The organism is Longibacter salinarum, assembly GCF_002554795.1.
In the GTDB taxonomy this organism is placed as follows: Bacteria; Bacteroidota; Rhodothermia; order Rhodothermales; family Salinibacteraceae; genus Longibacter; species Longibacter salinarum.
This window is the reverse complement of record NZ_PDEQ01000010.1, coordinates 111,942-127,733: the sequence shown is the minus strand read 5'-3', so window position 1 is coordinate 127,733 and position 15,792 is coordinate 111,942. Positions and strand designations below refer to the sequence as shown.

Genomic DNA, 15,792 nt, shown 5'->3' with positions numbered 1-15,792 from the left:
GCCGACCCGAGAAAAGACTCGAGCAAAATGGCGCCCTCAGTCACGCTAAAGACGGGACAACGTCCCCCCTCATCCGACACAAACATTGACCAAGACCTCGGCTCCTCCTCATCCCCCTTTCCCCCATTCCCCATACCTCAAATTGGGTCTATCCCCGCTTGCACGGAGCCTGCGCTAAGTCGAATTGCGAAGGGCGAAATGCGAGGGGGTTCATAGAAAGAAAACGGACTATGCCGACCGAGGAAAGATTCGACCGAAATGGCGCCCCCGGTCACGCTAAAGACGAGACAACGTCCCCGCTCATCCGACACAAACACTGACCAGGACTTCGGCTCCGCCTCATCCCCCTTTCCCCCCATTCCCCATACCTCAAATTGGGTCTATCCCCGTTCGCACGGAGCCTGTGCTAAGTCGAATTGCGAAGGGCGAAATGCGAAGGGGTTCATAGAAAGGAGACCGACTTTGCCGACCGAGGAAAGATTCGACCGAAATGGCGCCCCCGGTCACGCTAAAGACGAGACAACGTCTCACCTCATCCGACACAAACACTGACCAAGACCTCGGCTTCTCCTCATCCCCCTTTCCCCCATTCCCCATACCTCAAATTGGGTCTATCCCCGTTCGCACGGGGTCACCAAATCGCCGTGCGAATCAGTGGAGGAAACCGGAGGTCTATCCCCGTTCGCACGGGGTCACCCATCCACGGACGTAAAGGTCGGACCTGCAGCGAGGTCTATCCCCGTTCGCACGGGGTCACCAGGCAAAACAGAAAAAGGGCGACCCCTGCCGTGGGTCTATCCCCGTTCGCACGGGGTCACCTCGACGCTCTCAACACCGACTATGCCGAGCGGGGGTCTATCCCCGTTCGCACGGGGTCACCCATGCGGTGGCCCGCTCGGCCAGCTCCGGGCGAGGTCTATCCCCGTTCGCACGGGGTCACCTGGGGTGGGTACGCACATCTTGTCCGATGCGCAGGTCTATCCCCGTTCGCACGGGGTCACCCAAGCGCGTCCATGATCGGGCTCCACAGTGCAGGGTCTATCCCCGTTCGCACGGGGTCACCGTTCGCATCAGAGGGTACAGAGACGAAGCTAAAGGTCTATCCCCGTTCGCACGGGGTCACCGCGTGGCTGTGGGCTGTGCTCGGGGGGCATTGGGGTCTATCCCCGTTCGCACGGGGTCACCGAGTACATCCGCGAACTCGCCGACCGGGGAAAAGGTCTATCCCCGTTCGCACGGGGTCACCCGCATGGGCCTTCGCTGTATCGTCCCGGACGCGGGTCTATCCCCGTTCGCACGGGGTCACCCCCTCCACGCCGAATTTGGGCATGAGCCACTGGGGTCTATCCCCGTTCGCACGGGGTCACCCCGCAAGGAAGAAGTCTAGGAGCGGGAGGATCGGGTCTATCCCCGTTCGCACGGGGTCACCGAAGATCTGCGCGATGTCACATTTCGCGGCGAGGGTCTATCCCCGTTCGCACGGGGTCACCGTCTTCTGTGTCCAGTGTGGCATACGTAGAGTCGGTCTATCCCCGTTCGCACGGGGTCACCCCGTCGTCCGCGACATGGACGACCTTAAGCGGGAGGTCTATCCCCGTTCGCACGGGGTCACCACCTGTCACTATTTCTACAGGATCTGTATATAAGGTCTATCCCCGTTCGCACGGGGTCACCCCGGCATTACTCCCCGTGTCCGGGCCGATCGCGGGTCTATCCCCGTTCGCACGGGGTCACCGATCCATACAGCCCGTATGAGGCGCTGGTTGAGGGTCTATCCCCGTTCGCACGGGGTCACCTAATCTGGAGCGGGACATATGGATTCTCAAGAGGGTCTATCCCCGTTCGCACGGGGTCACCATGCGTCACATCTCGAGCCTCACGACCTAATCAGGTCTATCCCCGTTCGCACGGGGTCACCTTCGCGATCTCTTTGTGTGTCCGTGTCCTTGTGGGTCTATCCCCGTTCGCACGGGGTCACCCGGACGCCACGACCCGTCATCTCGACAAGGTCGGGTCTATCCCCGTTCGCACGGGGTCACCGGCGCCCAGCGAAGGTGGTCTAGGTGGATCTCGGGTCTATCCCCGTTCGCACGGGGTCACCCCATTCTGTGTACTTCGAAATGATTTCGCAAAGGGTCTATCCCCGTTCGCACGGGGTCACCTGAGATTGCGCAGCGCCTGGGGCAGCTCGGGCGGGTCTATCCCCGTTCGCACGGGGTCACCATTTCCTTTACCTGATCCTGTCGAAAACTCATGGGTCTATCCCCGTTCGCACGGGGTCACCTCTCCCGCATAATGTCATATGCAGGTGCGAAAAGCAAGTGTGCGAAAGGATAATCCGGCCTGACGAAGGATAAAGCTGGATTTAGCTTTCGGATCGGCCCGCCATTTCGGCAGCCGAGCCGAAACCCTGCACTGAAGACGATCAACCTCGCTATGACACTTTCGTGTCAGTCGCTTGAATCGTCGTTCTGAAGGTGGTGCGGGAGCATCGGGTCGGTGTCATTGACGGGCGCCTCGTCGGTGTCGGACACCGTTCGAAGCTCCTCGATGTCGTGCGCAGCCGTCAGATTGGTGAGCGTGAGCCACACCCCTTCGTGCTCCAGCAACTCTTTCTTCGGATACCCGATCAGACGCACGACCATTCCGGACGGAGCCTCGGCATCACGCCAGAACATGACCACACCTCCATCGTCCGGGACGAGTTCAGACCATTCGACCATGACGTTCCACACTCGCTCACGCACCGCCGTTTTCATACGCGGTGCGGCAAACACGCCGGGCGCAATTTCGAGCATGCACGAACACAGAAAGCCGCGAAATCGGCCAGGCGTATTTCGGGTGACGGCAATGGTCATACGGAATGAAGTGCCTGTGCGAAATGGCAATTATCGGCGACATCCTGCGGCAACTGCGCCTGCTGTCATCAAGCCGATCAGTCTGACGCGGAAGACTCACCGTCTTGTTTATCGAGCGTGAGCAACTCGTCGATATCGTCGATCATCATCGGAATCACGTCCTCCTCGTAGAGGGTCCGACCGGCCATTTTTCGAGCGACGGACTCAAGCGTTCGGCCTCCGCGCTCCTCGAATCGCTTGGCCGCACGAAAGGCCACGGGAACGGTGATCTCGCTACGGTAGAGGTCCGCGATGTCGAGGGCAAAGGCGTGACCAGAGGACTCGTGAATGAACCCAAGCTGTGGTAGAGCACCAGCGAGCGCGACGGCCACACGGGCGGCGGCATACATGGCGGTGACGACGTGATTCAGCGCGCGGTTCGGCGGATCAGCCGATTCCGGGTTCGAACGGTCATACCGGCGCCCGGACCACGGGACGCCGTGCTGCTCGGAAAGTGTTCGGTACACCTGCCGGACGCGCGTCCCCTCCAGTCCACGGAGCGAATCGAGGTCGCGGCGATGGGGCGGCAGTTCGCCCCCAAGCCGACGAGCGTACATGGCGCGGGCCACGTCGATGCGTCGATCCGGATCTGCCCAAAGCTCGGCGTGCTGACGCGCACGATCGGAGCGGTCGGGGCCGAATGGCATGAACACCGCGTACAACCGCACGCCCTTCGACCCGACTGCCACGAGACCCGTCTGCTGCCGGGCGAGATGACGGAGGGCATCATGACTGACGACACCACCCGGTCCGAGCAGGATGTTCGACACCTGCTGAAACGGAATGTTATACCGGCCCGCCGCCAGCACGTCGCTTCCGGCCGTCGTGAACACGACATTCCCATCCTCCACGGCCAGCCGTCCGCGTTCGAGCCACATCAGGCCGTGTCGATCCGTGTGCGGTACGCGCGCCGTATCGAGGCCGAGTCGTCCTTTGAAAACCATGGAGCAGAAGGCAATTCGAAGGGCTAAATACGAAATGCGAAGTGAATCGAGATCACGTGTATGAAACCCGCACGCCGACTACGCGCGGCGGATTTTGAGCATGCCGAATCCGAAGCTCTTGTGCCGGCCGATTCCACTGCGTAGGAGGTGGTTGAATTCCTCGGCATCGGTCACCCGCAGGACACCACGGAGCGTCACATCCGGCCGTTTGATGGTCTTTGCCGTCCGTTCGCCGTCGCCATTGGACTGCGTACGCCGGGTCATTCGTTCGATCGAAAAGCGCTCCACGCCGGCCGATTCGATCTCGGCTCCGCCGCGGACGTCGAACTGGTGCTTCAGCCAGTCCACGTACGCGGACTCCCGATCGATCTCGGCATCCGGCCCCGCCTCCCACGCCGCGCTCAGGAAGGCGTCGAGCTCCTGCCCTTCACGCCACGTTCGGACCTCTCCCTCAGCATTCTTCCCCTGTCCCGCCGAGCCCTTCCGGACGATCGGACAGCATCGAAGGTGGAATTCAAGACAGCGGTCCACCGCGAGACGACGGGGCATATCGCTACTGTCAAACCGGTCCCAGTCGCACATCGAGTGGATCGTCGGATTAGGGCACAGGCGCGCTTCGGCCTCTAGATCCTCATCGGGCATCTCGGCATAACCAAGCACCCGCACGAACCGGTCGCGATCACCCGTCTCCTCAACCGGGCGCGGATCGTCGTCCACAAAAAACGGCTTCGGGGCGTCGTCCCCGAACAGCTCGCCGAGAGCACAGTGAACGAGATAATTGGTATCGGTCGAGCGGAGCGGCAGCTTCATCATTTTCCCGAGCTGTACGAGACGGCGTGGGTCGAGAAAGAGCTGCACCATATGCAGCGCGGCGGTATCGGTCGTCATGGGTTCAAACGTCATTACAAAAAGTCAGGTCGGTGCTATGCCGACGTGGCGATCTCCACGTGGTCCTCTTTGACCCATCGCTGGCCCGTGTGCACCTGGTTCTGCCAGTCGCGGCGGTCGGTATAGGGGCGCGCCTGTGGATCGTCGCGGTCCGCCTCCATCCAGATGGCGTACGGCCCGTCATCCCGTTCATTCGGAAAGAACTCCGGATCGGACAGTGCTGCTGTCAAGTCCTCTGCGGTGGTTCGCCCGGCGTACAACGGCTCGGCAGGGAGACACGGCTTGCGACCAATGAAGAGAGGACGAGCCGGGGCACGGAGTGCATCGGCCAGATCGTCTAGCGTCGGAGACTCGGAGGGACGGTCGAGAGTCAGTGCAATTGTGTAGCACGCTCCGGCGAGGTAATCGCGCTCGCGGATATGCGTCCCCGAACTGGCCGAGCCGCCCTTTCGCTGCTCCAGCCTGCCGTCGGTCGTCCAGGCTCGTGCGTCGTCCATGTACGGCTTCGAAAAGTCCACTGTCTGGTAGTCCTGAAGCCGCTTGCCCTCTCGGTCGCGGCGGACGGCATGGCGGATCCGCTCCTGCAAGTCCTGCAGTCGCTCGTGTTCGCTATGATCAACGCCGAGGGCGTTGCCGAGCAGGCCCGTAATCATCGACAGCGCCGGGTATGCCTGAATCACACCGCGATTGTCGATGATCGGGCCGCCGAAGCTCATCATCGGAGCGTCGAATCGAAGGAAAAGTACATCCATGATCACGTGGGGATGGAGAGACAATAGCGCACGGGAGATTACGCGCCGCGGACGACCCCGGCAGACCATTCCGCGATTTCCGGAACGGAGACGGTGTCCTCCACGCCGAGGGCATCGGCCAGAGCATCCGTCTCGCCCATCGCGGCCAATCGCACGTCATTCGTCGATCCGTACATCCCGTTCATTCCCTCGATGTGCTCCGCCAGGGACGCCATGCTGCTGTTCAACACGTCGTTGCGCGGGACCGCCGTCTGGAAGGCGTTGGCGAGCGTTCGGGGCTGAGCGGTGCCGGCCTCACCGATCATGCACTGCGCGTAGCTGTACGGCGCGGTCGAACCGAGTTTGGCCCCGGGGGAAACCGTTGCCATGAGATGCACAAACCGCTCCACGACCGAAGACGCGAGCGTATGATCCGCCTCGGTCCACTCCTCTCGCGGACAGCCTTCGAGGTTCGACACGAGAAGCGACACGTCGATGACGACGTAGCTGTAGAACAGCCCGCTCGTCAGCTCCTGGCTATTGATGTGTCCGGCGCCCATTTCGCCACTCTCCTCTGGCTCGTCCCGTCGCAGTTCATCCACCGCAGAGAAGTAGTCGCTCTCCGCCTCACCTTTGTGCGTCGTAAAAGCGTGGGCAACGTGAATGGCCGCATCGCCTCGCGCAAGCACGTCGCTCGTCGCCATACGCCCGAACAGTGCGGCATCGAGTCCCGAAGCCAGAGACAGCCCCTTCAGGTTTTTCTTGACATCCTTTGCCTTTAGGAGATCGGACTTCCGGATGGCATCCGCGGCGTCGCCCACGGCATCGCTGTCCGGCTCCCCGTTGTCCTCCCAGAACACCGAAAACTCATCCTCGACGCTGTCGAGCACGTCGGCGGCCAGGTCGTGAAGGTAGTTCATCTCCGGTGCGCCGAGAATCGTCACCTGATTCGTGTCCAGCGCTTCGGAGATCTCTTTCGGCTCTTCCGCCTGGATGGCTTTCTTAACATCCGACTTATTTGCGGTACCCCCGGAGACGACCCGCTCCTTCAGCGAAAGCGTCACGGCGTAAACGAGCGGCTCGGGATATCCGTCGTCGATGAGCGGCTGAGCGATGCGGCGGCGGAACGTTTCGCGCGACCGAAGCGACTTCGGCACATCCATCCGGTAGAGGGCATTCTCGCCGTCGAAGTTGCGCCAGTGGTATTTCAGGCACTGCGAGGACACGCGGATTCGCGTCGAGCCGCCGAAGGGCAAGCGTTTGGCGAAGCCGGCGTCATCGCGGTTGAGGAGCGTGCCGGGATACGAGGTCAGGGTGTGGAACTGAAGAAACATAGACGTACGTCGTTGATCGTCGAGAGGAACTGTCGGGGTATGCCACTCCGAACTCATTCGGTGTTTTCCTTGCTATAGAGCGTGCCGTAGTAGCTCCGGGAGATGTTAAGCCGTGTCGTTTCTGCTTTATCGCCTTCTTGTTGGAGAAGAAGCCGCGCAACGTCGACCCAGTTCGCAGGCTGTCCTTTGCTTGCGAGGTACTGCGCGAGGCGGCGGATGAGGGACTCGAGGGTTTCGCCCCGTGCCTCCATGAGCCGGACGAACCGAAGCTCCGACCATCCGGCCTCCGCGAGCGCTTGCCCGAGCGACGTGCCGTAATCGTGGAGCCCGGCACAATGCGCCATTCCCATGAGGAGGGTCGCCATCCGGCGCTCGTATGTGTCCTGGTCGAGTCCGAGCCGGGCATTCTCCAGGTCGTAGTCGAATAACACCTTCCAGAGTGCAGGGGTAAAGGGGTTCTCAGAAGAAATCCGCCGCAACTCCGCGATATTTCCGTTCGACATCTCGCCGTCCGGTCCCATGCGACGCGCGATCTTTCCAATGGCGCTGTTCAGTCGCCTTGAGATCTCGTCTTCAGATGTCGTGGTCGATGCATCCGCGGCCGGTGTCTCTCCCGTCGCCGCATCGGCCCGGGCGTACTTCGTTTGCTGAAATCGGTACATATCAGATCGCTATTCGTCCGTGTCGGTTGAAGAAGATTCGTCGTCGTACGCCATCTCCAGCGTGTCGCGGATTCGGCTCTCGAAAATGGATCGGGCGGCGCTGAGGGCGCGCCATTTGCGCAGGTCCGGAATGGGCACGTTTTCGGTCGCCGCCTCGAACTGACTGCAGGCCTCTGTTTTCAGAAAATGCTCCCAGGCGTTCTGGGCTTGACGTTTGTCGAGATTGACGGCGGCCCACAGCTTTTCGAAAAAGACCTCGTTGACCCGAGTGTCGAAGGCATCGATCCACGGCTGAACGACATCCCAATCGGGTTGCTCGTCCCGCCGGCCGCCTGTGAGGAGCGCCGCCACAGCCGGGCGCAGTACGCGAGACTCAACCTCCTGCACCATCTCCACACGTTGCTCGGAGATCTCGGCGAGCTTCTGCCAAAGGTCGCTTCCTTGAGAAAAGAAACCGCTCGCTTCTCCCGGTACAAAAATATCTCGGTGGTGCAGACCTTCCGTTTTCCCCTGACCACGCACGAGACTCCGGGCCGTTACGAACATGGCCCCGGCATCATTAGACTGCCGCTCAAGGGTGACCGGCCGCTCATAATTTCCGCTGAGAATATCGGTGAGCTTGCGGTACGTAAACCCGCCGCCACCAAGCGTCAGCGCCTTGTCTTCGCCCTTATCAACCGGCGTCCACGGGTCTTCCGTTTGTCCGCTGAGCGACGACGGCACGTTGAGACGCTGTCCCTTTGTGTTCGCCCGCCAGCAGGTCAGCGAGCCGTCATCCATCGTGAACCGGATGCGCCGGCAGATCTCGATCACGTACGGGTCACAGTTGTCCAGCGAGATCGCGCTTGCCTTCGCGCCGTCCCACGGCTCGGTCCAGAGTAGTTTGAATCGGCCGTCCGCATCCCAGAGCACCGTGTCGTCGTGGGTCTCTGCAAGCACACGCACATCGCGCCGAAACCGCTCCCCGAACGATAGCCCAGGGGCCAGCCCCACAAGCGGACGATTCCCGAACCCTCCGTTCATACGCGCAATCCCGTAATTGCCACGACCGAGGAAGCCCTCCATGGTCTGCAGCGTGATCAACGCGTAGATCCAGTGCTCCGTCCGCGGGTAGCGAATCGGAGTTTGCTTCACGTCGTGGTTCTTGGACGTGACCAGCACGTCCAGCGACGACGGCGATGGAATGTCGCTCTTGTACTTTGCCTCGTCGAGCGATCCTTCCGGGACCGGCGACTGCATGAACGCCGGCTCGGTAACGTCAGAAACGACCAGGTGCCAGGCATTTTCGTTGCCCTCGGCCAGGTCGAGACAGCCGCTGCGCCAGTCGGACGTATCGAGGTCGCCGGTGCGGTCGGTGCGCGCGCGGATCATCGCCGCAAGCTGGACGAGGAATGCATACCACGCCTGCTCCTGATGCGCCTGCAGACCGTCGAAGCTCGCCACGGCATCCGCCTGCAGCGCCGCCAGGACCTCCGGCAACGAGCACTCCCGCACACCGTCATCGCCGCGAACGCGAAACAGTCCGTCGTCGAGAAGGGAAAATTTATTCTCTTCTGCTTCCATGATTCTACGCGGCTTTTGCGAGGGTAGAAAGACGCTTGAGCGGTACTGTTTTCGAGAGGAAACTCGACTCGCTCCAGACTCTAAATGAGCAGTTTTCCGGCCGGCGAACAAAGAGCTTCTGGGCTGCAGGCTTGTCCAAATCAATGAGTTTGGTCCACTCATCTTCGTGAAGCCAGCAGAGTTCACTCCCGCAGGCCAGTCCAATGCTAAACCGATCGAAAAGGGATCGCTTTTGTCGCAGCATCGACTTCAACCCGCAAACAACTCGTTCCGACAGGCTCACCTCCCACAAGTCTCCGGATCTGTTGCTGGAAAGCAGTGCAAAACGACACTCGTGTCCCAAACGGAAATGGCGTATGTCTGCGCCTATAACCGGTATCGGCGTCAGTCCTGCCAGAACCATTCGCCCGAGTACATCCTGAATTTGACTTTTTCGACGCATGCCGTAACTTGGTTTTGCTGTGATTGTAGCGGTCTCCATCGCTGATTACAGCTTCAGCGCCGACTCGTCCTCGGCGCTTTCGAGCTCCGCCATCTTCAGTGGCGGGGCTTTTCTTTTCCTCCGAGAAATCGGAGCCACTGTATCGGTACCAGTACTTGTCACGTCTGGTATCGGGCTATCGCTGATCAATCAGCGTCGCAAATACAACGAAGGTCCCAGGAGAACGAAAATCAAGAACATACCAGACGTTACTCGTGACTAACCGCGCTTCCTAAACCCTAACCGACTGTATAGAAACGATTTACCCAATAATGTTAAGATAATATTACCACCGGTCCGATCGCAGTCCTGTTCGACTGTGACATCAAAGTCATCCGGTAGCGGCGTATCATCATCGCGGTCGCGCAGCCAGTATCTCGGGATCGAGAATCGGCGGACGACGGCGGGTCCGTCCGGCTGAAACGGACTCGGAACCGCTTCGGGAAGCTCCACTGTGACGTCGTCGAGACCCAGGCGCGTCTTTGCGGCATTGATATCGTCGTCCGGGAAAGTGACGTTCATGAAGGGCCGGTCGTACGGGAGGCAAACGTTCTTTGCGCTGAGCTTTGCGGCGCTGTTTTGACCGAAGAGATAATCGGCGTGCTTCTGCCACGCGGTAGCGTCTTCCCGCCCCATGTTCTCGTCCATGATCCGGTCGAGGACGTGCGGGTTTGTGCCGCGCTCAACGAGCTTTCGGTTATCGTCGGGAATCGTCCAGGTCACCATCTCGTCTCCATCTCCCGGCTCGACCAATCGCCACGTCGCTTCGATCACGCGCAGATCCTGATAGACCGTGCCGAGGCCGTGCGGCCCCTTGATCGCCATATCCTGCAGGTCCCCGCGTCCCTCCCATATCCATTCCGCCATCTCACGTGATTCCGGCGTCAGCACGACGCATCGCGGCACATCGTAGCCAGCAGGATGCTCATCGCGACCATGCCGGTGGAGCCGCCCGATCCGCTGCAAAAGCACATCTACGGGGCATAGATCCGTAATCATCAGCGATGCCGACAGGTCGAGAGACATCTGGACGGTCTGTGTTGCCACCGCGATGACGCCTCGAATCGGTTCGTCCTTTCCGAAGGCCGTCTCGATCGCATCATCCAGCGCCGACCGATCTGCCTTCGCGAAACGAGAATGATGCGGTGCGGGCGTGCCGTGAACCTGTAGAAGAAGATCCCGCTCATCGGGTGCAAGGTGCGCCTCGACCGCCTTCTGCACATCAATGCAGTCTTCCACCCGGTTCCGAATGATGAGGACTCGAGCTCCATCGCGGGCCGCTTCGATCGCGCGTTGGGCAATGGCGTCCGGATCCCCGGCAACGGGAGCAACCTGCATTTCGACTGCCTTCCGGTATCCAGACGGATCAGTCGCCTGCGGATCCGGCGTATGTCGCTCGGCTGAGACGTGCGTTACGAGCGGGTAGCCGGCCCTCATGGCCTCCTCTACATCCGGTACGTGCTGACGGCCGGTCTTCTGTTCTGAAAACGCTATGCGCGCTGCCGTACCAAGGGTGGCGGACATCAAGAGGGCGTGTCCCCCGGCGGAGAGGTGATGGTCCAGGACGGCATTTAGGATCTGCGTCATGTACATGTCCGACGCATGCACCTCATCCACCACAAGGAAATGCCGGAGAAGTGCCGTGCCGCGAGCATGGGCGTAGCGCGTCTGTAGCGCCGACAGTAGTGCCTGGTCCACCGTTCCGATCACGACCGATCCAGCGAGATACTGCTTGGGCTGCTCGGCGGCCCACCGTCGCTCGCGGGCGACGTCTTCCTCCATATCGTCGTGCCATTGCACATCGAACCGGTCGATCGGCACGCCCTTCACGCCGTCGGCTTCGATGTATCCCGGCACAGCTTGAATCACGGGCGGCGGATCGGCGTCGTGGACCTCGAATACGCGCTTTACGACTCGCTCCACGCGGTTGTAGATCTGCCGTGCGGCCGTTCGCGTCGGCAGCGCAAAGTACAGCCCGTCAACGGCCCCCTTCTCGTACAAGTGAAAGAATCGCTCCAGCGCCGCCTCCGTTTTTCCCGAGCCGGTATCCGACTCCAGGATCGTCAGCGCTCCCTCCTCGAATATCGGTCGATCAGCAGTCACCGACTGAACGGGGCGAGGCGTCCATCCCGGATCGTCCAGCACCCCGCCGAATGGCACACGGTCGGCGATGGCGGACTGAAACGGCGCCGCGATGAGGGCTCGCTTCTGCAATCGATCTTCGGCCAGACGCCGAGCCCGCGTGATGAGCGCGTCCAGGTCGTTGGGATCGCCGTCTTCGTCCGGATTCCAGAACGGAAAGCTCGAGCCGATCCAGTCGGCCAGCGTGAGCGCCCCATTGAACGCATGCTCAAACGGACCAGTCGCGCCGGGGAGCAGATCTCCGCTTTGGAAGGCATCCGGGAACCAGTGCAGAGCAGCTTTACCCAAGCGCGCGATCTCCTCAGCCGGCGATCGACGGTTGTTGTCATCCCAGATCGCATATGAGATGCCTCCCTTTGCCTTCACAGGCCTCCCGTGATGAGACCACGTGGTATGGAGAAATGACTTCAAGTCAATCCTCTCGCGGAACCACCGCATCATGCTTCCAATCTCCAGCGGTACCCAGATCCGATCCGAAAGACCACCATCGTCTCCGACTTGAATGATCGGCTTCTGATGTCCCTTTCGCCTTGCCCCTCCCTTGAACGCCCGGTCCTGAAAACCATGGTTCGCTTTGCCCGCGTCGTGAATCGTGGCGAGGGCGCAGAGACGAGCGATACGGATCGGTCCAAGTTCAACGAGCCCACCGAGGCCAGCAAGCCTTCGCCCGACAATCGTATCACGCAGGAGCACCTCGAGAGCAGCCGCCACGTCGGCCGAGTGCGCGAGAAGCGGGTGCCACGCCGTGATATCAGACGCACGTCTACCATCGTCTCCGTATTCCAGCTTCGCCCAGAACTGCGTCGTATCAGGACGTCCCTCCATCATCTACTGGTTTCTCGTACGAAGGAAGGAGCCGTGCGCAGCGCCCCCACGAGTGCTTGATCAAAAACAAGGTATGTGGCAGCGGTCTATACCACCAACTATTTGTTTCGTTTAATTGCTCGCCTGTAATATATATACGAGACGTAGCGGGCCAACCCGACACGTCCCTCCCGCGTCCACGCCGCCGAGGACCACCCGCCTATTCCATCGGCTCCGACCACCGGAGGCGCCGAATGCCTGCGTCACCGAGCGTGTCGAGCGCTCCGTCCGTCTGTAAATGCTGAAAGAGGGAGCGCGTGACATTAGCATCCGTCATCGCGGTATGGAATGGACCGGGAGCGGAAAGCCCGAACGCCTCCGCCAGCGTCTCCAGCCGATGGTTCCGGAGGTCCGGGTGAAGCCGTCGCGACAGTGCGAGCGTGTCGATCACCCGAACGTCCAGACCCCGTACGCCAAGTCTCCGCGCCTCGTACGCGATAAATTTAAGGTCGAACGGAGCGTTGTGCGCGACGATAACGGTTTCCGACATGCCCCGAACGAGATGAGCGAGTTGTGAGTGCACCGCTACATCGTGAGCCTCCGATCCGATCTCGCCACATTCGTCGTAGCACCAGTCGAGCTTCACGTCACGATCGGACAGCAACGCAATCTCCGTAATCCGTGCCCCGCGGTCGGCGCGCAGCCCCGAGGTTTCGATGTCGAGAAACCGGAGGGGAGCCACGACCAGCGGCGTGGACGGTCGGCACAATGATCGTTCGGTTCCTCGCATTGACTCAATTGGAATTGCGAATTTCGAACTTCGAATTGGGGATTCGCCTTTGTCCCTAATCCCCTCTCCTCGCTCCGCACCTCAGTCTTCGGTGAAGAGCCGGGCGTACATCCGGTGTGCCAAAAATCTCGACTGCACCCGACCGACTGCCCAGGTGCCCCCCATCAACAACGTCACGAGCCCAGCGGCTAAAACATAGTGTCCGGATGCGACGAGAAGAGCATTGACACCCACAGTTGCTGCCACGGGTAGCGTGACAAGCATCGAAACGGAGTTCTGAGGATTTGTAAATGAGATCACTTTCTCCACGAACCGAGGCAGATAAATCGAGGCGATAAACCCTGTCGCGACGAGTAGGATCAGCGTCGTCGTATACAAAATTGCTGTTTCAAGATGGAGGCTTTGCGTCGCCCGGAAGTAAGCTGCACTTACGAAAATATCGACGATGATCACCGGCGCGACGATCTGGATGTACCGCCACAGTGGGTTCGGGCGCGCTGTTGCATGGATACACTCTGTGAGCCAGAGTTGTCGAACGTGCCCATAGGTATTAGCAAACACGAACGTAAAATAGATAAATGGTGTACCCAACCAAGCGTTCGTTAACCACTCGCCCCCCAGGAGGGGCGTACCTTTCGTCCGCGACACGATATCAAGTATCAGCATCATTATTTTTGTCCCGAACGCGACGCCGAGAGAAATGCGTACCGGTCGGGTGCGGTAGACAGTCGCGATGTGCGCACCGATCCGGGTGGATTGGGTCGTGTCCCTGCCTCCGCGTGCCGTTGCCGTTCGAAGAAGTCCCTCGAGTCGCAGGGCCGCCGCGGTCTCCGCCGGTACGGCAAGAGTGAGGATGCTGATAACTGCTACTGACATCCCCTTCCAAGAAAGGAGAGCGAGCGCGAGACCCCATCCCACAACGGAAAACAGGAAAGCAATTGCTGCACCTCTGTCGTCTTTTGCCGACCGCTGCACCAGGAGTCGCAAGGTACGATCCGCCGTGAATGCGCCCCACCAGCACAGAACGGTCACGATGGCCGCCGGCAGACCGTACGTCGCGCTGACAACGCTGATAGTCACCAGGGCGGCTGCCGCACAAAAGGCACCGAAGCCGAGCAGGGCTAATCCTGTTTCCAGAGACGCGGCACGCCACTTCCCGATCGGATGCACCGGATGGATGATGTGCTGGCGTCGCTTGACGCTGGGAAACCATCCGGAAATGAGCACGAAGACCGCTCCACCGACATTCAGTAGCGCAATCATGGTCTGACTGCTAGCGCCCAAGATGTGTGGACGGTCAATCAGCAGAGCAAAAAGGACCGCATAGCCCACGGCCGTCAGGGCAAGAAACGCGTGGGTGAGGATTCGGAGCCGGTGGTTCCCGTAGGCGGCGAGCTGCTTGCGAGCGATAAAAAGCCCCAACGATGTCAAGCTTGGGTTAGCCATTCCGGAACGGACTCGTGGTTATCGCCAAAGAACTCGAGCAGACGCTGTCCCGCCGTCCCCTCTGCTAGACTCTCGATAGGCTGAGGCTCGGAGAGGTGGCCGCCTTCCAGAAGCGTCACGTGTGTCGCCACTTGCTCTGCGTAGGCAAGATCGTGGGAGGAAATCAGCATCGTCCGCTGCGAAGACCGATAGTCATTCAAGAGGTTGACGAGCTGCATGGCCGAGGGCGGATCGAGAGACGCAAAAGGCTCGTCGAGAATCAGATGGGACGGCTTATGGAGCAAGGCTCCAATCAAGCCGATCTTCTGACGCATCCCCGCTGAGTAGTTCTTGATACGAGTGTCCGTGGGATACGCGCCATCGAAAAAGAACTTGATCAGGCTTGCCGACCGTTCGACCCGATCTGCTTCGGGTAACCCGTGGAGGCGGCCGACGAATTCAAGATACTCGTCGCCGGTCAGCTCGGGAATCGCCGGGTTCTGCTCCGGAAACACGCCAAGCCGCGACTTAATCTCGACCGAATGGTCTGCGTAACTCAGCTCATCGATCCGCACGCCGCCAGAATCCGGGGCGATCAAGTCTGCAAGTAGGTGGATGAGCGTGCTCTTCCCCGCACCATTCCGTCCGAGCACGCACAAACACATTCCTCCTCTGATTTCCAGGTCGCAGTTGTCTAGCACGTCGGTTTTACCAAAATGCTTTGACAGACCCCATGCCACAATTGACGGATATGCGTCTCTTTTTCCCATGCAAATATAAGCTACTTAATATAAACACCCAGCACATACACTACAGTGCAGTCAGTGTTTGAACCATTGGTTTAGTGCATGTAAACGTTTCGCGGTTGAACGTTGACGTTGGATCGTGCGTCGATCAATCGATCCACTCTGCGGTGGGAGATGATTAAGCCAGATCGTAGCGGCTCGGCACGCAACCGGGATGGTTTATGGATGTGGATTGAGGATTGGGGATTCGCGTGAATCGAGGGCGAAGTGAGCCAAGGGCGAAATGCTAAATGCGAAACGCGAAGTGGTTCATAGGAATGAAGCGGTGCACGCCGACCCGAAAAGGTTTCCAGCAGAAGGACGCCCCGATCACGACAAAAACGGG

The 15,792-nt window shown here is 60.1% G+C and carries 11 protein-coding genes and 1 CRISPR repeat array; all 11 genes read right to left on the bottom strand.

Annotated elements, in window-relative coordinates:
* Positions 1-608: 608 nt before the first annotated feature.
* Positions 609-2,284: direct repeats of the CRISPR family, unit length 28 nt; unit sequence GGTCTATCCCCGTTCGCACGGGGTCACC.
* A 166-nt stretch (positions 2,285-2,450) separates the two neighbouring features.
* The gene (gene cas2e, locus CRI94_RS16355) at positions 2,451-2,858 is read right to left on the bottom strand and encodes a type I-E CRISPR-associated endoribonuclease Cas2e (RefSeq protein ID WP_098078582.1); all 408 of its coding nucleotides are present in this window, start codon (positions 2,856-2,858) and stop codon (positions 2,451-2,453) included.
* Between the two features lie 77 nt (positions 2,859-2,935).
* Positions 2,936-3,841, bottom strand: a complete 906-nt coding sequence (cas1e, locus tag CRI94_RS16350) for a type I-E CRISPR-associated endonuclease Cas1e (RefSeq protein WP_098078579.1) — start codon at positions 3,839-3,841, stop codon at positions 2,936-2,938.
* A gap of 78 nt (positions 3,842-3,919) precedes the next feature.
* On the bottom strand, positions 3,920-4,729 hold the full coding sequence (gene cas6e / locus CRI94_RS16345; RefSeq protein ID WP_179862366.1) for a type I-E CRISPR-associated protein Cas6/Cse3/CasE: 810 nt from the start codon (positions 4,727-4,729) through the stop codon (positions 3,920-3,922).
* 35 nt (positions 4,730-4,764) lie between these two features.
* Entirely contained in the window at positions 4,765-5,481 is a 717-nt protein-coding gene (gene cas5e / locus CRI94_RS16340) for a type I-E CRISPR-associated protein Cas5/CasD (protein ID WP_218919413.1), read from the bottom strand.
* Between the two features lie 38 nt (positions 5,482-5,519).
* Positions 5,520-6,794, bottom strand: a complete 1,275-nt coding sequence (gene cas7e / locus CRI94_RS16335) for a type I-E CRISPR-associated protein Cas7/Cse4/CasC (RefSeq protein WP_245846236.1) — start codon at positions 6,792-6,794, stop codon at positions 5,520-5,522.
* 53 nt (positions 6,795-6,847) lie between these two features.
* The gene (casB, locus tag CRI94_RS16330; RefSeq protein WP_098078565.1) at positions 6,848-7,456 is read right to left on the bottom strand and encodes a type I-E CRISPR-associated protein Cse2/CasB; all 609 of its coding nucleotides are present in this window, start codon (positions 7,454-7,456) and stop codon (positions 6,848-6,850) included.
* Positions 7,457-7,465: 9 nt separating this feature from the next.
* Positions 7,466-9,019, bottom strand: coding sequence for a type I-E CRISPR-associated protein Cse1/CasA (casA, locus tag CRI94_RS16325; protein ID WP_179862365.1), 1,554 nt, complete (start codon positions 9,017-9,019; stop codon positions 7,466-7,468).
* A 700-nt stretch (positions 9,020-9,719) separates the two neighbouring features.
* Positions 9,720-12,470 carry a CRISPR-associated helicase Cas3' gene (gene cas3 / locus CRI94_RS16320; RefSeq protein WP_245846235.1) on the bottom strand — a complete coding sequence of 917 codons (2,751 nt, stop codon included), beginning with the start codon at positions 12,468-12,470 and terminating at the stop codon, positions 9,720-9,722.
* Positions 12,471-12,666: 196 nt separating this feature from the next.
* Positions 12,667-13,188, bottom strand: a complete 522-nt coding sequence (locus CRI94_RS16315) for a 3'-5' exonuclease (protein ID WP_179862364.1) — start codon at positions 13,186-13,188, stop codon at positions 12,667-12,669.
* A 129-nt stretch (positions 13,189-13,317) separates the two neighbouring features.
* Positions 13,318-14,682, bottom strand: a complete 1,365-nt coding sequence (locus tag CRI94_RS16310) for a hypothetical protein (RefSeq protein ID WP_098078554.1) — start codon at positions 14,680-14,682, stop codon at positions 13,318-13,320.
* On the bottom strand, positions 14,664-15,362 hold the full coding sequence (locus CRI94_RS16305) for an ABC transporter ATP-binding protein (RefSeq protein ID WP_179862363.1): 699 nt from the start codon (positions 15,360-15,362) through the stop codon (positions 14,664-14,666). Before CRI94_RS16305 ends, CRI94_RS16310 begins: the two co-directional genes overlap by 19 nt.
* Positions 15,363-15,792 lie beyond the last annotated feature (430 nt).